The following is a 26,791-nucleotide window of genomic DNA, read 5'->3' as shown; positions in this document are numbered from 1 at the left end:
CTTACAGCGGCTGCTTGCCGCGCTTGTTGCGGAAATAGTTTGTCAGCCGCGTGCTCGCTTCGTCGGCAAGCACGCCGCCGGTCACTTCGATGCGATGGTTGTGACGGGGATCGCCGAGCAAATCGAAGACACTGCCAGCCGCACCGGTCTTGGGATCGTTCGCGCCGTAGACGACGCGTGCCATCCGCGCATGCACCGCAGCCATCGCGCACATCGCGCAGGGCTCCAGGGTGACGTAGAGCGTGCAACCGACCAGCCGATGATTGCCCAGCGCCTGCCCTGCCCTGCGCATCGCCACGATTTCCGCGTGCGCGGAAGCGTCATGCTCGGCGATGTTGCGGTTCCAGCCCTCGCCGACCACGTCGCCATCGGCCGACACCACGATCGCGCCGACCGGAATCTCGTCATCCTCCGATACCGCGCGTTCGGCCAGTTCCAGTGCGCGATGCATCCAGCGTTCGTCGTCGATCACTGTCATCCCACTCAACTCCGAAACGGGCCACCCGATGGCGCGCGATTATACGGATCGTTCCTCTGACCACCTGCCTACGGCTTGCCACCGCCACGCGGTCGGACATGATCCGGGCGTGACAGTGACGTCAAATTTTTCCCGCATTGCATGTTCGAAATGTGCTTGATGTCTCAATATTTCAAATGGCTTGTGCTAACCTGAACGAGTCAACTTTTGCTCGCCGATGCAACGGCCTTGGGGACGGTCGATCACACAGGCACCAAGAGTCGACTGCCTGCCAGATGTGCATCAACGACGACCGATATCGTTCTGGGGAGAGCAATGATGAATTCAGCCGAAATTTCCAACGTTCGCGATTCCTTGCGCGTGCGCCTGTTGCTGCCGGTATTGGCTCTGGTGCTGGTCGTCGTGATCGTGCTGACGATCGTGCTGGCCGTCACCCAGGCCAACCGCGTACGCACCAATGCCAACGAATCGATCGAGCGCCAGACGAGTGCCTTGCAAAGCCTATTCGCAGTCACCCGATCGATCATGCTCGATCGCGTGCATTCCTCCATGCGCCTGCTGCAACGTGATGGTGGCAAGCTGGGCCCGGTCAGCGTAGGTCCGCAGATCACCGTGGGTGGTCGCCCGGCCAACGACCTGTTGTTCGGTGGCCAGCCACAAGGCAACAACTTCGCCTTGGTCGACAGCGTTACCGCCATCGACGAAGGGACCGCGACGATCTTTGCGCGCACCGGCGACGAGTACGTCCGCATCGCGACCAACGTCAAGAAGGACGATGGCAGCCGCGCGATCGGTACCGTGCTCGACCCGCATGGAAAGGCAATCCAGTCCATTACCAAGGGCGAGCCCTTCTACGGCGTGGTCGATATCCTCGGCACGCCCTATGTCACCGGTTACGACCCCATCCTTGCCGGCGACGGTGGTGGCAAGCGCGCTGTCGGCATCTGGTACGTCGGCTTCAAGACCAATCTGGAGGCACTGGAGAAAGTGGTTGCCGATCGTCGCGTCCTCGACTCCGGCTTCATCGCCATCTTCGATGCCAACGGCAAGCTGCGCTTCCAGTCCAAGACCGGGGCGACCACCGATCCGGCGCAGATCGAAGCCATCTCCGGCAAAGCCCCGGACGACTGGACCGTCACCAAACAGGACGTGCCGGACTGGGGCTTCACTCTGGTCTCCGCGTATCCCAAGAGCGACATCAACGGCACCATCCTGAAGCAATCGCTGTGGATCATCGCGATCGGCGTGCTGGTTGGCGCACTGTTGCTCGGCATGCAATCGACACTGATCTGGAACCGCGTGCTGCGACCGATCCAGCATCTCACCACCGTCGCCGACGAGTTGAGCAAGGGCAAGTGGAACAACACGATCGAGGAAGTCGATCTCAAGGACGAAATCGGCACGCTGGCACGCGCGATCTCGCGCCTGTCGAACAGCGTGCGTCTCGCGATGGAACGGCTCAGCAAACGCTGAGCCGCCCTCACCTTCAAGCGATGACGCAAGGGAGGCACCATCGTGAGCAATGATTTCCGACCACTGATCGACATCCTGCGCGAACTGCGTTCGCTCGCGCAGAAAAAAGCGAGCGGAATCCTGTTCATCGTCACCGCGGACAACCACTCGTGCATGATCAAGCTTCATGCCGGGCAGATTGAAGAAGTGGTGTTCCGGATGTTGCGCAACGACGAGGCAGTGCAGCGACTGGGCATGGTCGAGGCCGCCAAGTCGCGCTTCCAGGCGGAGGAAACCGGACATGACCACGGCAGGCCATCCCATCTGAGTGAAGACGCACTGCTATGGTTGCTGGGCGGCTTCGAACGTGATCTCGCCGGGAAAACGCAGATCATCACCCCTGCTTCAGTCAAGCAGGACGCATCCGATCCCCGTGTGCGCAGCGCTGTCGAGGACGTCGCGCTCAATCACCTCGGGCCGATCGCCGGCATGCTGTGCGACGAGGTGTTCGAGGGCACGAACCAGATGCAGCAAATCATCGAACAGCTTGCGGCGAACCTGTCCACCGCGCACGAACGCCAGCAATTCACCGCCGAGGTGCATGCGGCCTTGGCGAAGATCGGGTAGGGCTCACTCCCATTCGATCGTCGCCGGCGGCTTGCCACTGATGTCGTAGACCACGCGCGAGACGCCGCGCAGTTCATTGATGATGCGATTCGACACCGTGCCGAGGAAGTCGTACGGCAGGTGCGCCCAGTGCGCGGTCATGAAGTCGATGGTCTCGACCGCGCGCAACGCGATCACCCATTCGTAGGCACGGGCATCGCCGACCACGCCGACCGATTTCACCGGCAGGAAGACCGCGAATGCCTGCGAGGTCTTGTCGTAGAGATCAGCCTTGCGCAATTCGTCGATGAAGATGGCGTCGGCTTTCGCCAGCAGCTCCGCGTATTCGCGCTTCACTTCGCCGAGGATGCGCACGCCCAAGCCCGGACCGGGGAACGGATGGCGATACACCATCTCGCGCGGCAGGCCGAGTTCGACACCGAGACGACGCACTTCGTCCTTGAACAACTCGCGCAACGGTTCGACCAGGCCGAGCTTCATGTCTTCGGGCAGGCCACCGACGTTGTGATGGCTCTTGATGACATGCGCCTTGCCGGTCTTGCTGCCGGCCGATTCGATCACGTCGGGATAGATCGTGCCCTGCGCCAGCCACTTGGCATTCTGCAACTTGTTCGATTCTTCATCGAAAATGTCGACGAAGAGATTACCGATGATCTTGCGCTTGGTTTCCGGATCCTCGACGCCCTTCAGCTTGTCGAAATAGCGATCGGCGGCATTGACGCGAATCACCTTGATGCCCATGCCGCCTTTGTCGGCTTCGCTGGCGAACATCGCCATCACCTGGTCGCCTTCGTGCCAGCGCAGCAGGCCGGTATCGACGAACACGCAAGTGAGTTGATCGCCGATGGCACGATGCAGCAGCGCCGCGACCACCGAGGAATCGACACCGCCGGACAGGCCGAGGATCACTTCATCCGAACCGACCTGTTCGCGCACGCGCGCGATCTGGTCGTCGATGATGTTGGCCGGCGTCCACAAGGTCTTGCAACCGCAGACATCGACCACGAAACGACGCAGCAATGCTTCGCCGCCGCGGGTATGGGTGACTTCCGGATGGAACTGCACGCCATAGATGTGGCGCTGGTCATCGGCGAAGGCGGCGATGCCGAGGCGATCGGTCTTGGCGGTGACATGGAAACCCGGCGGCGCCTTCGAGACGTGATCGCCGTGGCTCATCCACACGTTGGCGCCATCGGCGACGCTGGCCAATGCCTGCATCAGCACGTCATCGCCGGCGAACTGCAACTGCGCGTGACCGAACTCGCGCTGGTTGCCCGCTTCGGTTTCTCCACCCAGTTGCACCGCAAGCGTCTGCATGCCGTAGCAGATGCCTAGCAGCGGCACCTTGGCGTCGAACACCTGCCGCGGCGCGGCAGGGCAACCTGCTTCGGTGGTCGATTCCGGACCACCCGAGAGGATGATGCCCTTGGCGCCGAACGCGGCGATTTCCGCCGGATCGTGGTCCCACGCCCAGATCTCGCAATAGACGCCAATCTCGCGAATGCGTCGCGCGATCAATTGGGTGTATTGCGCACCGAAATCGAGGATGAGGATCTTGTCGGTATGGATGTTGGTCATGCGTCGGATATTTATCGATAGTGGAAACAACAAAGGGAGTCTTGCGGCTCCCTTTGCGTGGATGGATCAACCCGCCCTGTAGTTCGGCGGTTCCTTGGTGATCTGCACGTCGTGGACATGGCTCTCGCGCTGGCCGGCGTTCGACACCTTCACGAATTGCGGCTTCTTGCGCATGTCCTCGACAGTGGCGCAGCCGACATAGCCCATCGTCGCGCGCAAACCGCCGGCGAGCTGGTGCACCACCGCCGACAACGGACCGCGATACGGCACGCGACCTTCGATGCCTTCCGGCACCAGTTTGTCGGCGTCGGAAGCATCCTGGAAATAGCGATCCTTCGAACCCTTCTCCATCGCGCCGAGCGAACCCATGCCGCGATAGCTCTTGTAGCTGCGCCCCTGGAACAGTTCGGTTTCGCCGGGCGATTCCTCGGTACCGGCGAACAGGCCACCGATCATGATGGTCGATGCCCCGGCGGCGAGCGCCTTGCCGAGATCGCCGGAATAGCGGATGCCGCCATCGGCGATCAGCGGGATGCGATCCCGCAAAGCCTCGGCGACCATCGAGACCGCGGTGATTTGCGGCACGCCGACGCCCGCGACCACGCGCGTGGTGCAGATCGAACCGGGACCGACGCCGACCTTCACCGCATCGGCGCCGGCATCCATCAACGCCAGCGCGGCGTCACCGGTGACGATGTTGCCGGCGATCACCTGCAGGTTCGGATAGTTCCTCTTCGCCCACGCCACGCGGTCGATCACGCCCTGCGAATGGCCATGCGCGGTATCGACGACGATCGCGTCGACCTCGGCCTCGACCAGTGCCTCGATGCGCTGCTCCGTGTCGCCACCCGCGCCCACCGCCGCACCGACCAGCAACTGTTCGTCGTGGTCGTAGGCGGCGTTGGGGTTGTCGCGCTTCTTCTGGATGTCCTTGACGGTGATGAGTCCGCGCAAGGCGAAGTCATCATTCACCACCAGCACCTTCTCGATGCGGTTGCGATGCAGTTTCTCCAGCACTTCCTCGTCGCTGGCGCCTTCCTGCACCGTGATCAGGCGATCACGCTTGGTCATGATGTGGCGCACCGGATCGTCGAGCTTGCGTTCGAAGCGCATGTCGCGGCCGGTGACGATGCCGACCAGATGGCCGTTCTCGTCCACCACCGGCACGCCGGAGATGTTGCGCGCGCGCGTCAGCTTCAACACGTCGCCGATGGTGGCGTCGGGATGCACGGTGAACGGTTCGCGGATGATGCCGGATTCGAAACTCTTGACCCGGCGCACGCTGGCGGCCTGTTCGGCCACGCTCATGTTCTTGTGGAGGATGCCGATGCCGCCCAGTTGCGCGATGGCGATCGCGAGTCGCGCGTCGGTCACGGTGTCCATCGCCGCCGAGACGATCGGCAGGTTCAGACGGAGCTTGTTGGTGAGATTCGCCGCCAGCGAGACGTCCTTGGGCAGGACGATGGAGTGGGCGGGAACCAGCGAGACGTCGTCGTAGGTGAGCGCTTCGGCCAGAATGCGGAGCATCGGGAGCTCGTTTGGCTTGGGAAGCGCGTCATTGTAGCGCGTTTGCGGCTTCCAGCGTGTTCTGCATCAGGGTTGCCACCGTCATCGGCCCGACCCCGCCCGGCACCGGGGTGATCCAGCTGGCGCGCTGTGCGGCCACATCGAAACCGACATCGCCAACCAGCCGGCCGTCCTCGAGGCGGTTGATGCCGACGTCGATCACCACCGCGCCGGGCTTGATCCACTCGCCCGGGATCAGCGCCGGGCGTCCCACCGCGACCACCAGGATATCGGCGCCGCGTACCGCGCTTTCCAGTACCTCCGACGGGGTGAACTTGTGGCAACTGGTGACCGTGCAGCCGGCGATCAGCAGTTCCAGCGCCATCGGCCGGCCGACGTGGTTGGAGACACCGATGATGGTCGCGCTCTGCCCGCGCACCGGCCTGTCGGTATAGGCGAGCAAGGTGGTGATGCCGCGCGGCGTGCACGGTCGCAGGCCGAACTGGCGCAGCACCAGATGGCCGACATTGGCGGGATGGAAGCCATCGACGTCCTTGTCGGGACGGATGCGTTCGATCAGGCGGCTGGCATCGGGAATGCCGGGCAGCGGCAATTGCACCAGGATGCCGTGCACTTCGGGGTCGGCGTTGAGCGTGTCGATCAGCTCCAGCAATTCGGCTTCGGTCGTGCCCGCGGGCAGGTCATGGTCGAAGGCCTGGATGCCGACTTTCGCTGCCGCGCGACGCTTGTTGCGCACGTAGCTCTGCGATGCCGGATCGCCACCGACCAGCACCACTGCCAGCCCCGGGCGCGATTTCCCGGCCGCGATGCGCGCATCGACCTGCACGCGCAATTGGTCAAGCAGGGTGTCAGCGATGCGTTTTCCATCGAGGATGCGAGCGGTCATGCATGGGCCGGCGGGGGATGCGGACGTGCATTATCGCCCAGCGGAGCCGCAAGCCGGACACTCCGGATCGACCGGAATCCGCGTCTCGCGAAAACGCATCGCCAGCGCATCGAAGCTGAGCATGCGACCAACCAGTGGCGCACCGATGCCGAGGATCAACTTGATCGCTTCGGTGGCCTGCAGCATGCCGATCACGCCCGGCAACACGCCCAGCACGCCGGCTTCGGCGCAATTCGGCGCATCGTCCGGCGCTTCCGGAAACAGGCAGCGATAGCACGGCGCGACACCACGCTGGCGGCCAGCATCGAACACGCTCACCTGACCTTCGAAACGTTGGACCGCGCCGTACACCAGCGGCTTGCCGAGGCGCAGGCAGGCATCGTTGAGGACGTGCCGCGCCGGGAAGTTGTCGGCACCGTCGAGCACCACGTCGGCATCAGTGATCAAGGCATCGACATTGGTCGCGTCGATACGCGCGTTGACGGCATCGATCCGTGTGCGCGGATTCAGCGCGGACAGCGCCTGTTGCGCCGAAGAGACCTTTGCTTCGCCGATGCGATCGTTCGCGTGCAGGATCTGGCGCTGCAGGTTGCTGCGATCGACCACGTCATCATCGATCAGGCGCAAGCGACCGATGCCCGCAGCCGCGAGATAGAACGCCGCCGGTGATCCCAGCCCGCCCGCGCCGATGATCACCACCGTCGCCGCCTGAAGTTTTTTTTGCCCTTCCAGGCCAACCTGCGGCAAGCGGATCTGCCGCGAATAGCGATCGAGGAAATCGGGGTCTTCGCCCGTCACTTGCATCGGCAAGTCTTCCGCCTCCCAGCGTTCGGTTCCGCCCTCGATCGATGCGATATTGCGATAGCCGCGCGCCTGCAACGCTTCCGCCGTCGCCAGCGAACGCTGGCCGCGCTGGCAGATCAGGATCAGTGATGTCGAAATATCGGGAAATCGTTCGGCCACGGTGTCGAGCAAGTCGGCGGCAACGATGCCTTGCGCGCCTGCGGCCATGCCCAGCACGCGTTCCTCGTCGGAACGGACATCAAGCAAGACCACGCCGCCGCGCACCCGCCGCAGTGCTTCGGCCGGCGCGATGCGTTCGACGTTCACTCGTTGCGCTTGATGTGACGGATCAATCGGCGCCGCTTGGCGACCTGGCGATCGTTGAGTTCGTTCTTGCGGCCCGCGAACGGATTTTCACCTTCCTTGAAGACGAAACGCACTGGCGTGCCCACCAGCTTGAAACGCTTGCGGAAGAAGTTCTCGAGATAGCGGCGATAGGTCTCGCTCAGCGTCTTCAGGCGCGTGCCATGGACGATGAAGGTCGGCGGATTGGTCGGTCCCGGATGCGCGAAACGCAGCTTGGGGACGTGGCCACGCACCACCGGCGGCGGATTGGCGGTGTAGGCCGCCTCCAGCGCCTTGGTGACTTCGCTGGTACCCAACACGCGCGTGGCCGAATCATGCGCACGATGGATGGCGCGGAACAGTTCGCGCAACCCCGAACCGTGCAGCGCGGAAATGCGCACTTCCTGCGCCCACTCGACGAAGCTGAGCTTGCGCGCCAGCAGCGCTTCCGCCTGCTCGCGCTGATAGGTGGTCAGCCCATCCCATTTGTTGATCGCGATCACCAGCCCGCGCCCGGCATCGAGTACCGCGCCGAGCACCGTCGCGTCCTGGTCGGTCACGCCTTCGGTGGCATCGAGCATCAATACCGCGACCTGGCATTGTTCGATCGCCTGCAGCGTCTTCACCACCGAGAACTTCTCGATCGCTTCCTCGACCTTGGCCCGGCGGCGCAAACCGGCGGTGTCGATCAGGCGGTACTTGCGACCATCACGGTCGAGATCGACCGAAATCGAATCGCGCGTAGTGCCCGGCACGTCGGAGGCGATCATCCGCTCCTCGCCGAGGATGCGGTTCACCAGCGTCGACTTGCCGACATTGGGACGTCCGACGAAGGCAACGCGGACGCGCTCGGGATCCTGGTCGAGTTCCTCGCCCTGCCCCGCTTGCGGCAGGCGCGGCCACACGTCCTCGAGCAACTCGTCGATGCCGGAACGATGCGATGCCGCGATCGGCACCACCTCGGTAAAGCCGTAACGCGCGAATTCGTTGAGCGCCGTCTGGGTGTCGATGCCATCGACCTTGTTGACGACCAGCAGCGTCGGTCGCGCGGCCTTGCGCAACCACTTCAGGATCTCGTCGTCGAGCGCCGACGGCCCTTCGCGGCCATCGACCACGAACAGCACCAGATCGGCTTCCTCGGCACCGGCACGGGCCTGGCGCGCGGTGGCGCCGGCCAATCCTTCCTCATTGCCGGCGATGCCGCCGGTGTCGATCACCACGAACGGCCGTTCGGGATCGAGGCGGCAGACGCCGTAATTGCGGTCGCGGGTCACGCCGGGCTGATCGTGCACCAGCGCGTCGCGACTGCGCGTCAACGCATTGAACAGCGTGGATTTGCCGACGTTGGGGCGGCCTACTAGCGCTACCGTCGGCAACATGGCAAGGGCCTGTCTACGCAGTCTGGACTGGTCACGTTACCGTATCCGGCCGCCAGGGGGACGAGCGTAGCGCAGCGACAGGCTGGCCGCCTGTTCAAGCTGCGCACGGCCGCATGGCGGGCCGGATACGGCAACCCGCAGGGCCGCGCCATGGCGACCGCGGTGCGGCGTCATCACTCGATCATTTATCGGCATAAATTCACTCATTCTTCCTTGCACCGCGGGCGCCCTGACGCGGCGTGACCTGTCCAGACTGCGTAGACAGGCCCTATGGGCTCACGCGGAAAGCAGCAACATCACCATTGATATCCTGCGCGACCAGCACGCCATCCTCCGACACCACCGGCTGCGCGGCGATCGACTTGGAGCTCAAGCGGGTGCGTGCGGCGATCTTGCCATCAGCAAGCTTCAGCCAGTGCAGGTAGCCCTGGTAGTCGCCGACCACCGCGTAACCGCCCTGCACCGCCGGCGCCGAGAGATTGCGCAGGGTGAAACCGTTCTGCTGCCACATCGGCGCGCCGCTGTTGCGATCCATGCCCCAGACGATGTCCTTGCTGTCGGACACCACGGCACGATCACCACCGACGCCGATACCGCCGACGCCACCATGTTCCTGCACCCACATCAGCTGGCCGCTGGGCGCGTCCACCGCGATCGTGCGCGGCTTGTAGCTGGAGGCGTAGAGCACATTGCCGACCATCACCGGTGCGCCGTCGGAATCGTTCATGCGCATGATGTCGCTGCGGCCATCGGCATCAGCTACGGTGGTTTCCCACAGCAGCCCGCCATCGGTCAGCGACAGTGCCACCAGCTTGCCGCCATCGGTGCCGACGAAGACATAGCCGGGGCCGATCACCGGGGTGGAATTGCCACGGATGCTCAGCGGCACCGGCTCGGACGACCACGCCCAACGCTTTTCGCCAGTCGCGGCGTCGAAGGCGGTGACCTTGCCGTCATTGGAATGCACCACCACCACGCCGTTGCCGATCGCCGGCGCGGCGAGGATTTCGTTGAGCAGCTTGCCGCTCCACTTCTCGGTACCGGTGGCCTGGTCGAGCGCGATCACGTCGCCTTCCAGCGTGCCCACCACCACCAGCCCGCTGCCCACGCCGGGGCCGCCACTGAAGCTGGTGAGTTTCTTGTTCTTGCGTTCCTTGGGACGATACGTCCACAGCACTTTGCCGGTCTTCAGGTCGATGGCGCTGACGCCACCGATGCCAGCCGCGGCATAGACATGGCCGTCGGCAATGGCCGGATGCTGGCGTGCGCCGACGCGCTGCTCGCCCTTGCCGACGTTCACCGACCACAGCTTGCTCACGGTAGCGCTGGGGGTGAACTCGACCAGCTTGGCGGGCTTGGGATCCTTGGCGGAATCCTTGCCCTTGAACAGGTTCTTGGTGGACTGGCAACCACCGATGGCGAGCACACAGGCCAACGCAACGGTGGCACGGATCAGGGACGTGCGGGAAATCATTCCAGGGAGCCTCGCGGTCATTTCGTCGGCTGCTGGGCCGGGGTCTGTGCCGCGGCTGCGGCAACGGGGGCGTTCGTGGCGGGCGCCGCATCCGGCGCACCCCCGACATCGGCCAGCTTGAGTTCAACGATGGTGCGTTCGGGGCTGCCCACTTCCAGCATGGTCAGCGCGCGTTTGTAGGTGGCCTGTGCGGATTGGGCCTGGCCCTGCTTCGCCTGGGCATCGCCGACCACTTCCAGCGCACCGGGCGAGGTCGCCTTGCCCAGCAGTGCGATGGCGTCGGCGGGCTTGCCGGTCTCGACCAGCAGGCGGCCGATGCGCACGTCGATCACGTCGGACAATCCACTGTCGCTGGCGTGGATGGCGCGCAAGGTCGCCAACGCGTCCTGCGGCTTGCCGACATCGACTTGCGCCTTCGCCAGCTGCATGCGTGCCAGCGCGCCATACATCGAATCGGCCTTGAGCTTGCCGACCCCTGCGGCCAGTTTGGCCGGATCGTTGTTGGCATCGCCGATCAACGCCTCGTATTGCTCGGCATCGTGCATCTGGGTACCGTGCTGGCGGTCGCTCCACCATTGCCAGCCCCAGATGATGGCGATACCGACGGCGACGCCACCGATCAGGCTGCCGGCATTGCGCTGCAGCCAGGAGCGGACGCGTTCGCCCTGTTCGTGTTCATTGAGGAGTTCATCCATCGCCATGCGGGTTCACCACCGCGCACAGCGCGGAACAATTGCGGATCGGTTTGTCTGCGGAATTACGCAAGCTTCGGTTGGTACCGTCAGTTGGATACCGCACCCGGCGTGCCGTCAGAGGATACCGCAAAGCGCGCCACATCCGACCGGATGTAGGGCGCCAGATCGACGGCCTGACCGGCATGCTCGACATGCACCTGACTGGCGTTGCCGAGAGTAATGCGGCCCAGCTGACCGGAAGCGAAACTGCGGGATTCGCCGCCCTTGACCAATCCTTTTTCGATCACGCTGCCGTCAGGCGCGTACGCCTGCATCCAGCTCTGGCCATCGAAACGGATGCTGAGCGCAGTGGCGGGAACGCCGGCCTGCCCCGGCACCGGTGCCATCGATGCCATCGCCACCGCCTGCTGTGGTTGCGTCGCAGGTTGCGCCTGCGCCGTCTGCACCGATGCAGCGGGCTGCGTCGTGGCCGGCACGGCATTCTTCGGCATTTCGAGACTGGCGGTTTCGCCCGGCAAGGCGGTGACCGGAGAACGGGTCGCCATCAGCCAGACCGGAATCGCGATGGTCAGGGTGATCACGACATAGACCAGCTTGCGGCCGATCTCATCGGCGAAGCGCTGTGCCATCGGCGTGCGCTGGTGGCTGACCAGCTTCGGCGGTTCCACCGCCGGCGCCTGCTCCATCCAGCTGGACGTGTCGACGCCAAGCAAGCGGCCATAGCTGCGCAGTTGTCCGCGCACGAACACGCCGGCACCGGCGCGTTCCCACTCGCCCGATTCGAGCGCATCGAGGGTGCGCGCGGGAATGCGCGTGCGTTGCGCCGCCTCTTCGAGGGTCATGCCCTGCGCCTTGCGTGCGATGCGCAGCAGCGTCCCGTGTTCCGCGGTCGCCGTCATGCTTGCCTCAAACTGGAATTGTTCGTCTTGCATCGCTCAATGTCCCTTGGCGTTGGGAGTGACGTTGGGGAATTCCTGCGCCATCCGTTGGCGATAACGACTTGCCGCGACCTGGTCGCCCAGGTGGGTTTCGATCTCGGCGGCGCGCGCCAGCGTTTCGGCCGTCGCCGGGGCGGCGGCGAGACGACGCTCGTTGAAGGCGCGCGCTTCCAGCATGCGGCCGCGCACGAACATCAGTTGCGCCATGCCATCCAGTGCGACCGCATTGGCCGGCGCGAGGTCCAGCGCGGCGCGCAGGTCGCGCTCGGCACGCTCGGTCTGGCCGGCGCGCAATGCGCACTTGCCGGCGTTCGCGCGCATCCCGGCGAGGTCGATCGCATCGGGATAGGCCAGCGAACGATCGAGCCATTGCAACGATTCCGCCGGCTGGTTGGCCTCGCACAGCCACGTGCCGTAATTACCCCATTCAGCCGGGCCGGAGTTGCCTTGTTCGGCTGCCCGCTTGAACCATGTACCGGCATCCGCGACATGGCCGCGGCGTTGTTCCACCAGGGCAAGGATGGTCATCGCGGTGGTGTTGCCGCGATCGGATTCGAGCACATGCCTGGCACTCTTCTCGGCGCCATCGAGATCGCCGCCCTGCAAGCGATTGCCGGCGAGCTGCAGTCCATCCGATGCCGCCATCCGCTGCCGGTCGCTGGCGCTGTCGCGGACGTCGGGTACGCTGCGCACGTCTTCGAACTTCGACTTCTTCATGTTCGGCTTGACGAAGGTCAAGCGATCGCAACCGACGAGCAGTGCCAGCGCGATCGTTGCAACAAACAATGCGCCCTCACGCCACCGCATCGAAGCCTCCCTGCGCTTCCAGCCGCTTCTTGTGTTCGGCCTGGCGGCGGGTGCGATCGAGCACTTGCCCCTTCAACTGGCCACAGGCGGCGTCGATGTCGTCGCCGCGCGTGCGTCGCAGCGGCGCGACCAGCCCGGAATTGTTCAATATCTTCTGGAACGCACGGATGTCATCGGCATCCGAGCGTGCATAGCGCGTGCCCGGGAACGGGTTGAACGGAATCAGGTTGACCTTGGCCGCGTCCTTCATCTGCACGCGGCGGTCGAATTCGTGCATCAACCGCGCCAGCGCGCGCGCATGCTCGGGTTGGTCGTTGACGCCGCGCATCAGCGTGTATTCGAACGTCACCGATTCGCCCTTCTTGCGCAGTGCATAGCGCACGCAGGCGTCCATCAGCGTTTCGATATCGTATTTCTTGTTGAGTGGCACCAGCTCGCTGCGCAATGCGTCGAACGGCGCATGCAGCGACACCGCCAGCGAGACGTCGCTCTCGACGGCGAGGCGATCGATCATCGGCACCAGTCCCGCGGTCGACAGCGTCACCCGCTTGTTGGCGAGGCCATAGCCGAGGTCGTCGCGCATCACGCTCATCGCGCGCACGACGTTGTCGAAATTCATCAGCGGTTCGCCCATCCCCATCATCACCACGTTGGTGAGGCGACGCTCGCGATGCGGGACGTTGCCGAGATGGCGCGCCGCCACCCACACCTGGCCGATGATTTCGGCGGTGGAGAGATTGCGGTTGAAGCCCTGGGTCGCGGTCGAGCAGAACGTGCAGTTCAACGCGCAACCGACCTGCGACGACACGCACAGCGTGCCGCGGCCCTTGTCGGGAATGTAGACCGCCTCGATGGCGTTGCCGCCATCCATGCCGAGCAGCCACTTGTGGGTGCCGTCGACCGACGGTTTGTCGAGCAGGATGTTGGGAACGATGATCTCGGCGTGCTGCTCGAGTTTCGCGCGCAGCACCTTGCCGAGGTCGGTCATTTCATCGAAGGTGGTGACGTGGCGATGGTGCACCCACTTCATCACCTGGTGGGCGCGAAAGCGCTTCTCGTCGAGGACTTCGACGAAGAAGCGCTCCAGCCCCTCGCGGTCGAGTTCGAGCAGGTTCTGCTTGCGGACATCGACGGACGGCAGGCGCACCGCGGAATCGGCAGACTCCACCTTTGCATCAACCGGATTTTCCGTCACCACTTGCATCTGCTGCCCTCCCTCTCCTGACTTATCGTGCGTAGACGTCGGTCGCCGGGAAGAAATACGCGATCTCGATCGCGGCGTTCTCCAGCGAATCGGAACCGTGCACGGCGTTGGCGTCGATCGAATCGGCGAAGTCGGCGCGAATGGTGCCGGCCGCCGCTTCCTTCGGATTGGTCGCGCCCATCAGGTCACGATTCTTCGTCACCGCGTTGTCGCCTTCCAGCGCCTGGATCATCACCGGGCCGGAAATCATGAAGTTGACCAGTGCGGCGAAGAACGGACGCTCGCGATGCACGGCGTAGAAACCTTCGGCTTCCTGCTTCGACAACTGCTTCATCTTCGAGGCGACGACCTTGAGGCCGGCTTTTTCGAAACGGGTGTAGATCTCGCCGATGACGTTCTTGGCAACGGCATCAGGCTTGATGATGGAAAGGGTGCGCTCCAGCGCCATATCACGATTCTCCGAAAAATGGAAGGCCGGATTCGAGCCCGGCCGAGGCTAGCATGAAAAATCCGCACGCATACGCGGACTTAGGAAAGTTTCCCCGACAACAGTCTAACTTTCTTGACACCTTCTTGCACTTGCAGGCATTGACGGCGTTCAATCTTTGCGGCACATTCAAGTGATTGTTTCAATCGAGTGTTGCCATGACGGGAACCCAGTTCAACACCAAGGATCGAATTCTCAATGCCGCTGAGACGCTATTCGCGCTGAACGGGTTCGCCGGCACCTCGTTGCGCGAAGTCACCGGCATGGCGGACGTCAACATCGCCGCCGTCAATTACCACTTCGGCAGCAAGGAAAACCTAGTCAACGAGGTGTTTCGCCGGCGCATGGACGAGATGAGCGCAGCCCGCCTCGCCCAGCTCGAACGCGCCCGCCGCGAGCATCCGGGTGAACTGGAAGCAGTGCTGGCTGCCTTCATCGAACCACCGCTGGCGATGGCCCAGGACCGCCAGGGCGCCGCCTTCGTGCGCATCCTCGCCCGCGCCTACGCCGAGCAGAACGCCGGCCTGCGCGATTTCATTTCCAGCCGTTACGGCCACGTCCTGCGCGGGTTTTCCCAGGAACTGGCGCACTGCCTGCCCAAGCTGCCCAAGGACGAGCTGTACTGGCGGCTGGATTTCGTCGCCGGCGCACTGACCTATGCCATGGCCGACTTCGGCCTGATTCGCCGGCCGAATCATCGTTCCGAAAAGGAACACCTGCAGGATGCCGCGCGGCACCTGATCGAATTCGCTGCCGCCGGCCTGCGCGCCTGACCCCATCTTTCCATGCGTTTCCGGCAGGGCGATGCGCTGCCGCTTCTTATCATCCCAAGGAGTGTTCCGATGTCGAATCCCCTACTCGTCCGTCGCGTCGCCGTGCTCGGCGCGGGCGTCATGGGCGCGCAAATCGCCGCGCAGCTGGTCAACGCCGGTGTCGATACCGTGCTGTTCGACCTCCCGGCGAAGGACGGTGACAAGAATGGCGTCGTGCAGAAGGCGATCGCCAACCTCGCCAAGTTGTCGCCGGCGCCGCTCGCCAGCAAGTCGCTAGCCGAGGCGATCGTCGCCGCGAACTATGAAACGGGACTCGATCAGCTCAAGAGCTGCGACCTGATCATCGAAGCAATCGCCGAACGCATGGACTGGAAGCAGGATCTTTACAAGAAGATCGCACCATTCGTGCCGGCACACGCGGTGCTGGCATCGAATACCTCGGGCCTCGGCATCAACACCTTGAGCGACGTGCTGCCGGAAGAAATGCGCCATCGCTTCTGCGGTGTGCACTTCTTCAATCCGCCGCGTTACATGCACCTGGCCGAGTTGATTCCGACCAAGCACACCGAAGCGTGGGTGGTCGAAAGTCTTGAAACCTTCCTCACCACCTATCTCGGCAAGGGCGTGGTGATCGCACGCGACACCCCGAACTTCATCGGCAACCGCATCGGCGTGTTCTCGATCCTGGCGACGATGCATCACACCGCGCAGTTCAAGCTCGGCTTCGACACCGTCGATGCGTTGACCGGCCCGCTGGTCGGCCGCCCGAAATCGGCGACCTATCGCACCGCCGACGTGGTCGGGCTCGATACCATGGCACACGTGATCCAGACCATGGCGGACACGCTGCCGAACGATCCGTGGCACCAGTATTTCGCGCCACCGGCATGGTTGAAGGCGCTGATCGAAAAAGGCGCGCTGGGCCAGAAGACCGGCGCCGGCATCTTCCGCAAGGCCGGCAAGGACATCCTCGTCGTCGATCTGGCCAAGCAGGATTACGTGCCATCGAACATGGCGGCGGATCCGGCGGTGATCGAAATCCTCAAGGAACGCGATCAGGCGAAGAAGTTTGCAGCACTGCGGGCGAGCGATCATCCGCAGGCACAGTTCCTGTGGGCGTGCTTCCGCGATCTGTTCCATTACAGCGCCTATCACCTCAAGGACATCGCCGAAACCGCGCGCGACGTCGATCAAGCGATCCGCTGGGGTTACGGCTGGTCGCTCGGCCCGTTCGAAACCTGGCAGGCCGCAGGCTGGAAGCAAGTCGCGCAATGGGTCGCCGACGATATCGCCGCAGGCAAGGCGATGAGCAATGCGCCGCTGCCCGAGTGGGTGTTGCAGCGTGATGGCGTGTATGCCGCCGATGGCAGCTACAGCCCGACGCTGGATCGCGACGTGCCGCGTTCGGCGCTGCCGGTGTACAAGCGCCAGCGTTTCCCCGATCCGATGCTGGGCGAACGCTTCCCCACCGGCGAAACGGTGTGGGAGAACGACGGCGTGCGCCTGTGGCGCGACAGCGACGATGCCGACATCGCCGTGCTCAGCTTCAAGACCAAGTTGCACACGGTGAACGATGCCGTGCTCGACGGCGTGCAGGACGCGATCCGCCGCGCCGAAAAAGACTTCAAGGGCATGGTGATCTGGCAGGCGAAGGAACCGTTCTCCGCCGGCGCCAATCTCGCCGGTGCGCTCGGCTTGCTGCAGGCAGGCAAGGTCGATGCGTTCGAGGCGATGGTCGCCAATTTCCAGGCCACCAGCCAGGCGATCAAGTATTCGCTGGTGCCGGTGGTCGCGGCGGTGCGCGGGCTCGCGCTCGGCGGTGGTTGCGAATTCCAAATGCACAGTGCCAAGACCGTGGCGCATCTCGAAAGCTACATCGGGCTGGTGGAAGCCGGCGTCGGCTTGCTGCCGGCCGGTGGTGGCCTGAAGGAGTTCGCGGTGCGTGCCTCGCAGGCGGCCGGCGCCAACGGTGATGTCTTCGCCGAACTGAAGAAGGTGTTCGAGACGGTGGCGATGGCCAAGGTCTCGACCTCGGCGATGGAAGCCAAGGAACTCGGGCTGATGCGCGCGAATGATCGCGTGGTGATGAATGCCTACGAATTGCTGCACATCGCGAAAACCGAAGCGGCCGCATTGGCCGATGCCGGTTATCGTCCGCCGCTGTCCGCGCGCAACATCCGCGTCGCCGGCGATGTCGGCATCGCCACGTTCCGGATGATGCTGGTGAACATGGCAGAGGGTCGTTTCATCAGCCCGTATGACGAGGAAATCGCCACCCGCATCGCCACCATCCTCTGCGGCGGCGAAGTCGACCGCAACAGCGTGGTCGACGAGGACTGGCTGATCCGCCTCGAACGCAAGCACTTCGTCGAACTGGCGCAACAGCCGAAGACGCAGGCGCGCATCGAATACATGCTCAAGAACGGCAAGCCGCTCCGCAACTGACCTGCGACGACAAGGACAAGACAATGACCAAGCAAGTTCAAGACGCCTACATCGTCGCCGCCACCCGCACGCCGGTCGGCAAGGCGCCCAAGGGCATGTTCCGCAACACCCGTCCCGACGACATGCTCGCGCATGTATTGAAAGCGGTAGTCGCGCAGGCGCCGGGCATCGATCTCTCGCGCATCGACGACGCCATCATCGGCTGCGCGATGCCGGAAGGCGAGCAAGGCATGAACGTGGCGCGCATCGGCGTGCTGCTGGCGGGATTGCCGAACACCGTGGCGGCGCAAACCGTCAATCGTTTCTGCTCGTCGGGCCTGCAGGCCGTGGCACTCGCCGCGAACGAGATCCGCCTCGGCAACGCCGACCTGATGCTGGCTGGCGGCACCGAGAGCATGAGCATGGTGCCGATGATGGGCAACAAGGTCGCGCTGTCGCCGCAAGTGTTCGCAAAGGAGGAAAACGTCGCGATCGCCTACGGCATGGGCATCACCGCCGAGAAGGTCGCCGAGGAATGGAAGATCTCGCGCGAGGACCAGGACGCGTTCGCCGTCGCCTCGCACCAGAAGGCGTTGAAGGCGATCGCCGCTGGCGAGTTCAAGCAGGAGATCACGCCCTACGACATCGTCAGCCACATGCCCGATCTCGCCGCGGATCGCATCCTCACCCGCGACCGCATCGTCGATACCGATGAAGGCCCGCGCGCCGACACCACGCTGGAAGGCCTGGCGAAATTGCGTCCGGTGTTCCGCAACGGCATGTTCGGCGGCTCGGTGACGGCCGGCAATTCCTCGCAGATGAGCGATGGCGCGGCCGGCGTGCTGCTGGCGTCGGAAGCGGCGATCAAGCAATACGGCCTCACCCCGCTCGCACGTTTCGTCAGCTTCTCGGTCGCCGGCGTGCGTCCGGAAGTGATGGGCATCGGCCCGATCGCGGCGATCCCGAAGGCGCTGGCGCAAGCCGGCATTACCCAGGACCAGCTTGACTGGATCGAACTCAACGAAGCCTTCGCTGCGCAATCGCTGGCGGTGATCCGCGACTGCGGACTCGATCCGTCCAAGGTCAATCCGCTCGGCGGCGCGATCGCGCTCGGCCATCCGCTGGGTGCGACTGGCGCGATTCGTACTGCAACGATCGTCCATGGCCTGCGTCGCCACAAGCAGAAGTACGGCATGGTGACGATGTGCATCGGCACCGGCATGGGCGCGGCGGGGATTTTCGAGGCGCTGTAAAACGACGAGGCTGCACCGGATTGTTGTTAGGCTAGTCACCGATGTCGGATTCCGCCCTGCCCCTGCTGCGTGACGTTTTTGGCCACGCGGCGTTCCGCGGCGAGCAGGAGGCGATCGTCAACCGCGTCACCGCTGGTGGTGACGCGCTGGTGTTGATGCCGACCGGTGGCGGCAAGTCGTTGTGCTATCAGCTGCCGGCGCTGCTGCGCGCGGGCACGGCGATCGTGGTGTCGCCATTGATCGCGCTGATGCAGGACCAGGTGGATGCGTTGCGCCAGCTCGGCGTGCGCGCGACCTTCCTCAACTCGACGCTGTCGTCGAACGATGCGATGGGCGTCGAGCAGGCCTTGCTCGCCGGCGATCTCGATCTGCTCTACGTCGCGCCGGAACGCCTGCTCACTCCGCGGTTCCTCGCGCTGCTCGATCAGGCGCAGGTCGCGCTGTTCGCCATCGACGAGGCGCATTGCGTCTCGCAATGGGGCCACGATTTCCGTCCGGAGTATCGCCAGCTCACCGTGTTGCACGAACGCTGGCCACAAGTGCCGCGGATCGCGCTGACCGCCACCGCCGACGCGCCGACCCAGCGCGAGATCGCCGAACGCCTGCAACTGCAAGACGCTCGCCATTTCGTCAGTTCGTTCGATCGCCCCAACATCCGCTATGCGGTCGAAGCCAAGGATGGCGGCCCGCGCCAACTGATGGAGGTGATTGATCGCCATCGTGGCGCCAGCGGCATCGTCTATTGCATGTCGCGACGCAAGGTCGAAGCGACCGCCGAAGCATTGCGCGAACAAGGCATCGACGCCCTGCCTTACCACGCCGGTCTGGCGGCGGAGATGCGCGCCGAACACCAGCGGCGCTTCCTGCGCGAGGACGGCGTGGTGATGGTGGCGACGATCGCCTTCGGCATGGGCATCGACAAACCCGACGTGCGTTTCGTCGCGCACATGGACCTGCCGAAATCGATGGAGGGCTACTACCAGGAAACCGGGCGCGCCGGCCGTGATGGCGACCCCAGCGAGGCCTGGTTGTGCTTCGGCATGGGCGACGCGGCATTGCTGCAACGGATGATCGAGAATTCCGATGCCCCCGATGAACGCAAGCGGGTGGAACATCGCAAGCTGGATGCGCTGCTCGGCTATTGCGAATCGACGGCCTGTCGCCGCCAATCGCTGCTGGCCTACTTTGGCGAGCATTACCCGCAACCGTGCGGCAATTGCGACAACTGCCTGTCACCCGCCGCCAGCATCGACGGCACCGAAATCGCGCGCAAGGCGTTGTCCTGCGTGTATCGCACTGGCCAACGTTTCGGCGCTGGCCACGTCATCGACGTCCTGCGCGGAAGCGACAACGCGCGGGTGCGCCAGCTCGGCCACGACACGCTTTCCACCCACGGCATCGGCCAGGATCTCGACGCGCGCCAATGGCGCAGCGTCTTTCGCCAGTTGATGGCCGCGGGCTTGCTGGAAAGTGATCTCGACGGCCACGGCAGCCTGCGCCTGGGCGCCTCCAGCGGACCATTGCTGCGCGGCGAAACCACGCTCTCGCTGCGTGTGGATGCGCCACGCAAGGCGGCACGACGCGAGCGCAGCAACCGCACCGGCGCGTCGGCGCCCGCGATTCTTGCGGACGACGCGCAACAGCGCTTCGATGCATTGCGCGCCTGGCGCGGCGACAGCGCGCGCAGCCAGAACATTCCGGCCTACGTGATTTTCCACGATGCCACCCTGCGCGAGATCGCCGTGCACGCACCGGCGGACCTCAACGCCTTGGCGCAAGTCAACGGCGTCGGTGCGGCCAAGCTGGCGCGTTATGGTGATGCGCTGCTGGAAGTGTTGTCCGCGGCCGGCTAGCCGCCGGTCTTGCGGAATATTCCCGATGAGCAGCCGCCCGGCGACGACTCATGTCAGGCGTTCACTCTTCTTTCGATCTCGGCACATACCAGTTCAACATCGGTGTGGCGAGATCGCGCTGCGCTGCCGGCAGACTCACTTCATGGTTGCGATACGGCAGATCGCTGGCACTGTCGTAATAGGCGATCCCATCGATGGGTTGGCCATCCACAACGGTGCGATACAGCATCCGATGCTTGCCATGGCGCGTGAGTTTCAGTGGCGTGGCACTGCGCTCGTACACGGGATACTCGTCACGCTGCGCATCCGCGCGCGCTTCCGGGAAGAACAGGCTGGCGGGCGTTTCCGCGCATCCGCGGCAAGCACTGGCATCGTAAAAATCAAGATGTCCGTTGCCTGACGACGGAACGAAACTGATCGCGGTCGACCCATCGGCGCCGACGCCACCCTTCAGCAATTTCCAGTCGCGCGGTACCAGCATCCAACCCGATGGCGTGGCATACGCGGCCAGACGTGCAGCCTGTGTCGCGGTGAGTTTCGCGCCATCGACCTTCATCGACTCCGGCTTCGCCGTTGTCCAGCCATCAATGCCATCGACGACAGTGATCGCATATGCCGGCAAGTGCAGCGCGCCGTTGACCACCAGCTCGCCGATCGGCGTCGTCTTCGGCACATCGGATGCTGCAGGCGCCTTGCGCGCAATCGTGAAGCGATAAACCTCGGCACTGGCTGGTACACAGGTCAATGCCAGCGACAATGCCAGTGCAAGTTTCGCGGTTGCAGACATCACGGTAACTCCCCTTTCCACTACTGCATGGGCAGATTGCCTCAAGTCTCGATCACGCCCATTTCGTCCAGCGCATCCTGCATCATCTGCGCCGCCGGCGCGCTCAGGATCTTGTGGTCGAGCGCGTAACGCACGGTGGCTTCGATCAAGCCGAGATGGGTGCCGCAGTCGAAACGCGTGCCGTGGAAACGGAAGGCGTCGACTTCCTGCTCCGGCAACAGTCGCGCGATGGCATCGGTGAGCTGGATCTCGCCGCCGGCGCCGCTTTGCGTGCTTTCCAGCAAATCGAAGATGCGCGGATTGAGGATGTAGCGACCGACCACCGCGAGCGTGCTCGGCGCATCCGCCGGTTCCGGTTTCTCGACGATGGCATCGATGCGCCCGGCCCGCCCGGAAAACGCCGGGGCATCGACGATGCCGTAGCTTCCGGTTTGATCGCGCGCGACATCCTGCACCGCGATCACGCTGGAACCGCTCGCTTCAGCGTGATCGGCCATTTGCCGCAATGCGCCCGGCCCGCGACTCCAGATCAAATCGTCCGGCAACAACACCGCGAACGGCGCGTCGCCGACCACGGGTTTCGCGCACAGCACTGCATGGCCCAACCCCAGCGCTTCGGCCTGGGTGACGAACACCGCGCGCACGTGTGGCGGCAGCACGTTGCGGATCAGTTCGAGCTGCTCGTGCTTGCCGGCCTTCTCCAGCTTCTGCTCGAGCTCGTAGGCCTTGTCGAAATAATCGGCGACCGAGTGCTTGTAGCGATTGGTGACGAATACCAGGGTGTCGCAGCCGGCTTCGACCGCTTCATCCACCGCGTACTGGATCAGCGGGCGGTCGACGATCGGCAGCATTTCCTTGGGAACGGTCTTGGTCGCGGGCAGGAAGCGGGTGCCAAGGCCGGCGACCGGGAACACGGCGGTACGGATGCGCATGCGTTGTATCGTTCAGCGGCGACTGGCGCGGGAAGGGAATTTCACCACGACTGCGTTGTCGGCGTCGCCATCGGCGGCTTCGGGCGCGAACTCGGGCACGGTGTCGCGCAGCAGTTGGATCAGGGTGTCGAGATCGTAGGCTTCGCAGGCCTTGCGGATGGCGGCGCTGCGTTGTTCCAGCATCGCCGCATCCACCGGACGCGCGGTGCCTTGCAGGATCTTGGGATGCGCGGTCATGCGGTACTGCTCCTCGGAATGGAACAGCGTTTCGTGCAATTTCTCGCCGGGCCGCAACCCGGTATAGACGATGGCGATGTCGCGCCCGGGCTGCTTGCCGGCGAGGCGGATCATCTGCTCGGCGAGCTGGCGGATCGCCACCGGGCTGCCCATGTCCAGCGTGTAGATGGCTTCGTGCGAACCGATCGCCCCGGCCTGCAGGATCAGCAGGCAGGCTTCCGGAATCGTCATGAAATAGCGCGTGACCTGGGGATCGGTGACGGTGACCGGGCCACCGCTATTGATCTGGTCGCGGAACAACGGCACCACGCTGCCGGCGGAATCGAGCACATTGCCGAAGCGCACGGTGATGTAGTGGGTGCGTGAACTTTCGGCAAACCCTTGGCACAGCATTTCGGCGAGACGCTTGCTGGCGCCCAGCACGTTCACCGGATCGACCGCCTTGTCGGTGGAAATGAGGATGAAAGTACTGGCGCCGGCCTCGGCGCTGGCTGCGGCCATCGTCTGCGTGGCCAAGGCATTGTTGCGGATGGCCTCGCGCAACTGCGATTCCAGGACCGGCACCTGCTTGTAGGCGGCGGCATGGAACACCGCGTCGGCGTCCGACAATTCGAGCGCGCGACGCGCCACAGCGGGATCGCCGCAATCGCCGAGGATCTGGATCAGTTCGATCGAATTGAAATCGCGCTGCAACTCGGCGTGGATGCGCATCAGCGACAATTCGTCGAATTCCAGCAAGGTGATGCGCTTGGCCCCTTGGCGTGCGCACTGGCGGCACAGTTCCGAGCCGATCGAGCCGCCGGCGCCAGTCACCAGCACCGAACGCGCGCCCAGCCATTCGCGGATCGCGCGCCAGTCGGACACCACCGGTTCGCGGCCGAGCAGGTCATCGATGTCCACTTCTTTCAGCTGGCCCGGCAGCGCGCGCCCTTCCAGCACGTCCTTCAGGCGCGGCACCATGCGGAACGGCAACCCGCTGCGCTCGCAGACGGTGATGATCCGCTGCATCGAGGTCGCATCCAGCGAGGGCACGGCGATGATCAGCAGGCGCGCCGCGGTCTTGCGGGCGATGTCGGCGGCCTGGTTGATGGTGCCAAGCACCGGGATGCCATGCAGCTTGCCGCCGCGCAGTTGCGGGGAATCGTCAAGAAAACCGACCGGATGGTAGGCGCTGGTGCGGCGCAGGTCGCGGACCAGTTGCTCGCCGGCACGCCCGGCACCGAGGATGAGGACGCGGGTGGCGGTCGCGGACAATTGCCGCTGCTCGCCGGCGTCCTTCCACGCACGGTAGATCAGGCGCGGCGCACCGAGCAGGCCGGCCAGGACAAAGGGATAGAGGACGAGGACGCTGCGTGGCACCCCGACCAGGCGGTTGTAGACGAACAGGGCAACGGTGATGACCACGATTCCGGCCACCGCAGCTTTCAGAATGTTCCACAGATCCGGGGTGCTGGCGAAGCGCCACAGGCCGCGATAGAGACCGACCTGCCAGAACACCAGTCCCTGCGCCAGCACGACGAGCGTGGTTTCCGTCGACCAGAATCCCGCGCCGGAAGGCATTGGCCCGGAGGACGGCATGCCGTAACGGATCAGGTGCAGTCCGACCCAGGTCAGCCACACGATCGCGAGATCGTGGGCAACGATCATTCCCCTCGGCAACCATGCATTCAGCCGATCACGCAACGCTGTCAAAACCCACTCCCTTTGAAAATTGCCTGCCGTACTGAACGCTTCCCCAAAGCGCTGCCATTCCGATATACCACAGCAATATCAACGAAATCGTGACGGTGGTTTCCCGGAATCTTAACGCCCAGCCCAGAATCGCTCCAACACTGGCCAGCATCAGATAGATCCCGTTCACTTTCGCATGCGATCCCCAGATGCGCGCCAACCGCTGGTATGCATGTTGTGAATGGGCCTGCCACCAGCGTTCGCGCCGCCATATTCGCCGCAGCAGAGTCAGGCCGGCATCGACCAGGAACGGCGCCAGCACGCACAGGCAACCCAGCGCGGGAGCCCCCTGCTCCCGCGCCAGCAACAGGCCACTGCCTGCGATCAGGAATCCCAACGCGCCGCTGCCGACATCGCCCATGAAGATGCGCGCCCGCGGGAAATTGAACGGCAGGAAGCCGAGGCAGGCCATCGCCAGCGCCAAACCGACGTTTCCCGCCAGTGCGACCGGCGTCCACAGCAGTAACGCAAATCCCCACACCATCGCCTGGGTCGCGGCGATGCCATTGGTGCCGTCCATGAAGTTCCAGATATTGACCAGCACCGGGATCGCCACCAGCGCCAGCACCAAGCTCCATGCCGGCCAACCGGAACACGCTGCAGCGATGGCCACCAACACCGCCGCGAGTACATGCACCGCAAGGCGCAGGCGTGCCGACAGCGGTCGATGGTCGTCGAGCCAGCCGATCCCGGCGACCAGCAGCAACCCGCCCAGCATCGCCAGCAAGACCAGGCGATCGCTGGGACGCACAGATGCCAGCCACATCAAAACACCGGCCATTACCGCGACCATCGCGATGCCGCCGCCACGCGGCGTCGGTTGCGCGTGATTGCTGCGTTCTTCCGGATGATCGAACACTTGCGCGCGGTGCGCGTAACGCAGCGCCCAGCCGGTTCCAGCCAGCGCGGCGATCAGGCACAGCAGCCAACCGAACGGCGGCATCAGACCACGGCGTAGTTGAGCAGGGGTTTCACCGTCGCCCACTCCTTGCAGCTCGGGCATTGCCAATGATGCGAGCGCGCGCCGAAACCGCAACGGGTGCAGCGGTAGCTGGGGTTGCGCACCAGCAGCTGGTCGGTGATCTGGCGCAGGCTGTGCAGCGTCGCCTCGTTGTCGGCTGCATCATCGGCGAGTGTCAGGTCGATCAGCGCCGCTTCGCCGCGCACCGACGGACGATCGCGCAACTGCTGCGCCAGATAGTCGCGCGCTGCGGCGATGCCATCCTCGCGTTCGACCAGTCGCGTCAGTGCCAGTACCGGCGCCACGCCGCGATAGTGTTCGCTCATCTCGCCGAGGAAGCCGCGCGCACCCGGCACATCGCCCGTGCGTTCGTAGTTTTCCAGCAACGGCGGCAGGATGACCGGGAGGAAATCGGGATCGTGGCGCGCTGCACGTTCCCACGCCCGGATGGCAGCGGCATCATCGCCGCGTTCACTGGCGATGCGCCCTTCGATCATCCCGGCACGACAGCAGGTGGGATCCGCCTCGTAGGCGCGGGTCACCGCCTGCAGGGCCGCACTGGCATCGCCCGCCGAGCGATGACGCTCGGCCAACTCGCACTCGAACTGCGCGATCAGTTTGCCCATCGGCTCGCCGGTGACGGTTTCGTAGCGTTGCGCGTTCTCGATCGCCTTGCCCCAGTCGCGTTCCGACTGGTAGATGCCGATCAGGTGCTTGAGTGCGAGCGGTGCACGCTGGTCGAGCGCCGCCAGTTCGGTGAACACGGTTTCGGCGCGATCGAGCAGGCCCGAGCGCATGTAATCCTCGCCCAGCGCGAGCAGCGCCTGGACGCGTTGCTGGTCGCTGAGATCCTTGCGTTCCACCAGGCCCTGGTGCATGCGGATGGCGCGATCGACTTCGCCGCGACGACGGAACAGGTGGCCGATCGCCACCTGCGTCTCGAAGGTGTCCTTGTCGAGTTCGGCGACATGCAGGAACAGCTCGATCGCCTTGTCCGCCTGTTCTGTCAACAGGTAGTTCAAGCCGCGGAAATAGGTGGTGGAGAGACGGCTGACCTGGCTGTCATGCAGCCGTGCGCCACCACGCCGACCAAGGATCCAGCCGACCACCGCCGCCACTGGCACGAAGATCGCGACCCACAGCCATTCATCCAGGAATTCGAACATGGTGTTCCCATGCA

23 protein-coding genes are annotated in these 26,791 nt (G+C 64.3%); 6 read left to right on the top strand and 17 right to left on the bottom strand.

Translation table 11 applies throughout. The features are described from left to right. Position 1 precedes the first annotated feature (1 nt). Positions 2–478, bottom strand: coding sequence for a tRNA adenosine(34) deaminase TadA (gene tadA, locus Lysil_RS10560; protein ID WP_103075540.1), 477 nt, complete (start codon positions 476–478; stop codon positions 2–4). Between the two features lie 318 nt (positions 479–796). On the opposite strand from tadA, the gene Lysil_RS10555 reads away from it, so the two are divergent. Both Lysil_RS10555 and Lysil_RS10550 read left to right on the top strand, forming a co-directional pair. Further along, entirely contained in the window at positions 797–1,951 is a 1,155-nt protein-coding gene (locus Lysil_RS10555; RefSeq protein WP_103076023.1) for a Cache 3/Cache 2 fusion domain-containing protein, read from the top strand. Between the two features lie 42 nt (positions 1,952–1,993). After that, positions 1,994–2,557: a DUF8082 domain-containing protein gene (locus Lysil_RS10550; RefSeq protein WP_103075539.1), complete on the top strand. Its 564-nt coding sequence runs from the start codon at positions 1,994–1,996 to the stop codon at positions 2,555–2,557. 3 nt (positions 2,558–2,560) lie between these two features. Here Lysil_RS10550 and guaA read toward each other — a convergent pair whose 3' ends face one another. From guaA to ndk, 11 genes are all read right to left on the bottom strand, one after another. Continuing rightward, entirely contained in the window at positions 2,561–4,135 is a 1,575-nt protein-coding gene (guaA, locus tag Lysil_RS10545) for a glutamine-hydrolyzing GMP synthase (RefSeq protein ID WP_103075538.1), read from the bottom strand. 66 nt (positions 4,136–4,201) lie between these two features. Next, complete coding sequence (guaB, locus tag Lysil_RS10540; protein WP_103075537.1) at positions 4,202–5,662, bottom strand: IMP dehydrogenase; 1,461 nt, start codon at positions 5,660–5,662, stop codon at positions 4,202–4,204. A 28-nt stretch (positions 5,663–5,690) separates the two neighbouring features. Continuing rightward, complete coding sequence (folD, locus tag Lysil_RS10535; RefSeq protein WP_103075536.1) at positions 5,691–6,548, bottom strand: bifunctional methylenetetrahydrofolate dehydrogenase/methenyltetrahydrofolate cyclohydrolase FolD; 858 nt, start codon at positions 6,546–6,548, stop codon at positions 5,691–5,693. Between the two features lie 30 nt (positions 6,549–6,578). Further along, positions 6,579–7,658: a molybdopterin-synthase adenylyltransferase MoeB gene (gene moeB, locus Lysil_RS10530; protein ID WP_103075535.1), complete on the bottom strand. Its 1,080-nt coding sequence runs from the start codon at positions 7,656–7,658 to the stop codon at positions 6,579–6,581. Then, entirely contained in the window at positions 7,655–9,055 is a 1,401-nt protein-coding gene (gene der, locus Lysil_RS10525; RefSeq protein WP_103075534.1) for a ribosome biogenesis GTPase Der, read from the bottom strand. The genes moeB and der overlap by 4 nt, the downstream gene beginning before the upstream one ends. 268 nt (positions 9,056–9,323) lie before the next feature. Beyond that, a complete protein-coding gene (gene bamB, locus Lysil_RS10520; protein WP_425477173.1) occupies positions 9,324–10,526 on the bottom strand; it encodes an outer membrane protein assembly factor BamB in 1,203 nt (400 codons plus the stop codon). A 20-nt stretch (positions 10,527–10,546) separates the two neighbouring features. Beyond that, positions 10,547–11,224, bottom strand: a complete 678-nt coding sequence (locus Lysil_RS10515) for a YfgM family protein (protein ID WP_240600509.1) — start codon at positions 11,222–11,224, stop codon at positions 10,547–10,549. Positions 11,225–11,310: 86 nt separating this feature from the next. Further along, complete coding sequence (locus Lysil_RS10510) at positions 11,311–12,123, bottom strand: helix-turn-helix domain-containing protein (protein ID WP_103076022.1); 813 nt, start codon at positions 12,121–12,123, stop codon at positions 11,311–11,313. A 36-nt stretch (positions 12,124–12,159) separates the two neighbouring features. Next, on the bottom strand, positions 12,160–12,969 hold the full coding sequence (locus tag Lysil_RS10505; RefSeq protein ID WP_103075531.1) for a tetratricopeptide repeat protein: 810 nt from the start codon (positions 12,967–12,969) through the stop codon (positions 12,160–12,162). Continuing rightward, positions 12,956–14,173 carry a dual-specificity RNA methyltransferase RlmN gene (gene rlmN / locus Lysil_RS10500; RefSeq protein WP_103075530.1) on the bottom strand — a complete coding sequence of 406 codons (1,218 nt, stop codon included), beginning with the start codon at positions 14,171–14,173 and terminating at the stop codon, positions 12,956–12,958. The genes Lysil_RS10505 and rlmN overlap by 14 nt, the downstream gene beginning before the upstream one ends. 22 nt (positions 14,174–14,195) lie before the next feature. Beyond that, positions 14,196–14,621, bottom strand: coding sequence for a nucleoside-diphosphate kinase (ndk, locus tag Lysil_RS10495; protein ID WP_103075529.1), 426 nt, complete (start codon positions 14,619–14,621; stop codon positions 14,196–14,198). 197 nt (positions 14,622–14,818) lie between these two features. On the opposite strand from ndk, the gene Lysil_RS10490 reads away from it, so the two are divergent. From Lysil_RS10490 to recQ, 4 genes are all read left to right on the top strand, one after another. Then, positions 14,819–15,433 (top strand): TetR/AcrR family transcriptional regulator, encoded by a 615-nt coding sequence (locus Lysil_RS10490; RefSeq protein WP_103075528.1) that lies wholly within the window; start codon positions 14,819–14,821, stop codon positions 15,431–15,433. 69 nt (positions 15,434–15,502) lie between these two features. After that, entirely contained in the window at positions 15,503–17,878 is a 2,376-nt protein-coding gene (locus Lysil_RS10485) for a 3-hydroxyacyl-CoA dehydrogenase/enoyl-CoA hydratase family protein (protein WP_103075527.1), read from the top strand. Between the two features lie 23 nt (positions 17,879–17,901). Then, positions 17,902–19,110, top strand: coding sequence for an acetyl-CoA C-acyltransferase (locus tag Lysil_RS10480; protein WP_103075526.1), 1,209 nt, complete (start codon positions 17,902–17,904; stop codon positions 19,108–19,110). Between the two features lie 41 nt (positions 19,111–19,151). Beyond that, positions 19,152–20,963 carry a DNA helicase RecQ gene (gene recQ / locus Lysil_RS10475; protein WP_103075525.1) on the top strand — a complete coding sequence of 604 codons (1,812 nt, stop codon included), beginning with the start codon at positions 19,152–19,154 and terminating at the stop codon, positions 20,961–20,963. Positions 20,964–21,024: 61 nt separating this feature from the next. Here recQ and Lysil_RS10470 read toward each other — a convergent pair whose 3' ends face one another. The 5 genes from Lysil_RS10470 to lapB are packed head-to-tail and all read right to left on the bottom strand — an operon-like array spanning position 21,025 to position 26,777. Then, positions 21,025–21,750 (bottom strand): DUF4850 domain-containing protein, encoded by a 726-nt coding sequence (locus tag Lysil_RS10470; protein ID WP_103075524.1) that lies wholly within the window; start codon positions 21,748–21,750, stop codon positions 21,025–21,027. 41 nt (positions 21,751–21,791) lie between these two features. Beyond that, complete coding sequence (gene galU / locus Lysil_RS10465) at positions 21,792–22,682, bottom strand: UTP--glucose-1-phosphate uridylyltransferase GalU (protein WP_103075523.1); 891 nt, start codon at positions 22,680–22,682, stop codon at positions 21,792–21,794. Between the two features lie 12 nt (positions 22,683–22,694). Continuing rightward, entirely contained in the window at positions 22,695–24,611 is a 1,917-nt protein-coding gene (locus Lysil_RS10460) for a nucleoside-diphosphate sugar epimerase/dehydratase (protein WP_103075522.1), read from the bottom strand. Further along, a complete protein-coding gene (locus Lysil_RS10455) occupies positions 24,595–25,593 on the bottom strand; it encodes an MraY family glycosyltransferase (RefSeq protein WP_165782468.1) in 999 nt (332 codons plus the stop codon). Before Lysil_RS10455 ends, Lysil_RS10460 begins: the two co-directional genes overlap by 17 nt. Next, a complete protein-coding gene (gene lapB / locus Lysil_RS10450) occupies positions 25,593–26,777 on the bottom strand; it encodes a lipopolysaccharide assembly protein LapB (protein WP_103075521.1) in 1,185 nt (394 codons plus the stop codon). Before lapB ends, Lysil_RS10455 begins: the two co-directional genes overlap by 1 nt. Positions 26,778–26,791 lie beyond the last annotated feature (14 nt).

The sequence above is a fragment of the Solilutibacter silvestris genome (genome assembly GCF_002895945.1).
Lineage (GTDB): Bacteria > Pseudomonadota > Gammaproteobacteria > Xanthomonadales > Xanthomonadaceae > Solilutibacter > Solilutibacter silvestris.
The sequence above is the reverse complement of the archived record's forward strand: the minus strand, read 5'-3'. Positions and strand labels throughout refer to the sequence as shown.

Bases quoted from the DNA above. Each gene is read 5' to 3' on its own strand.
- tadA (WP_103075540.1), bottom strand. From the start codon at position 478: ATGACAGTGATCGACGACGAACGCTGGATGCATCGCGCACTGGAACTG.
- Lysil_RS10555 (WP_103076023.1), top strand. From the start codon at position 797: ATGAATTCAGCCGAAATTTCCAACGTTCGCGATTCCTTGCGCGTGCGC.
- guaA (WP_103075538.1), bottom strand. From the start codon at position 4,135: ATGACCAACATCCATACCGACAAGATCCTCATCCTCGATTTCGGTGCG.
- guaB (WP_103075537.1), bottom strand. From the start codon at position 5,662: ATGCTCCGCATTCTGGCCGAAGCGCTCACCTACGACGACGTCTCGCTG.
- folD (WP_103075536.1), bottom strand. From the start codon at position 6,548: ATGACCGCTCGCATCCTCGATGGAAAACGCATCGCTGACACCCTGCTT.
- der (WP_103075534.1), bottom strand. From the start codon at position 9,055: ATGTTGCCGACGGTAGCGCTAGTAGGCCGCCCCAACGTCGGCAAATCC.
- Lysil_RS10515 (WP_240600509.1), bottom strand. From the start codon at position 11,224: ATGGATGAACTCCTCAATGAACACGAACAGGGCGAACGCGTCCGCTCC.
- Lysil_RS10510 (WP_103076022.1), bottom strand. From the start codon at position 12,123: ATGACGGCGACCGCGGAACACGGGACGCTGCTGCGCATCGCACGCAAG.
- Lysil_RS10505 (WP_103075531.1), bottom strand. From the start codon at position 12,969: ATGCGGTGGCGTGAGGGCGCATTGTTTGTTGCAACGATCGCGCTGGCA.
- rlmN (WP_103075530.1), bottom strand. From the start codon at position 14,173: ATGCAAGTGGTGACGGAAAATCCGGTTGATGCAAAGGTGGAGTCTGCC.
- ndk (WP_103075529.1), bottom strand. From the start codon at position 14,621: ATGGCGCTGGAGCGCACCCTTTCCATCATCAAGCCTGATGCCGTTGCC.
- Lysil_RS10490 (WP_103075528.1), top strand. From the start codon at position 14,819: ATGACGGGAACCCAGTTCAACACCAAGGATCGAATTCTCAATGCCGCT.
- Lysil_RS10485 (WP_103075527.1), top strand. From the start codon at position 15,503: ATGTCGAATCCCCTACTCGTCCGTCGCGTCGCCGTGCTCGGCGCGGGC.
- Lysil_RS10480 (WP_103075526.1), top strand. From the start codon at position 17,902: ATGACCAAGCAAGTTCAAGACGCCTACATCGTCGCCGCCACCCGCACG.
- recQ (WP_103075525.1), top strand. From the start codon at position 19,152: ATGTCGGATTCCGCCCTGCCCCTGCTGCGTGACGTTTTTGGCCACGCG.
- Lysil_RS10470 (WP_103075524.1), bottom strand. From the start codon at position 21,750: ATGTCTGCAACCGCGAAACTTGCACTGGCATTGTCGCTGGCATTGACC.
- galU (WP_103075523.1), bottom strand. From the start codon at position 22,682: ATGCGCATCCGTACCGCCGTGTTCCCGGTCGCCGGCCTTGGCACCCGC.
- Lysil_RS10455 (WP_165782468.1), bottom strand. From the start codon at position 25,593: ATGCCGCCGTTCGGTTGGCTGCTGTGCCTGATCGCCGCGCTGGCTGGA.
- lapB (WP_103075521.1), bottom strand. From the start codon at position 26,777: ATGTTCGAATTCCTGGATGAATGGCTGTGGGTCGCGATCTTCGTGCCA.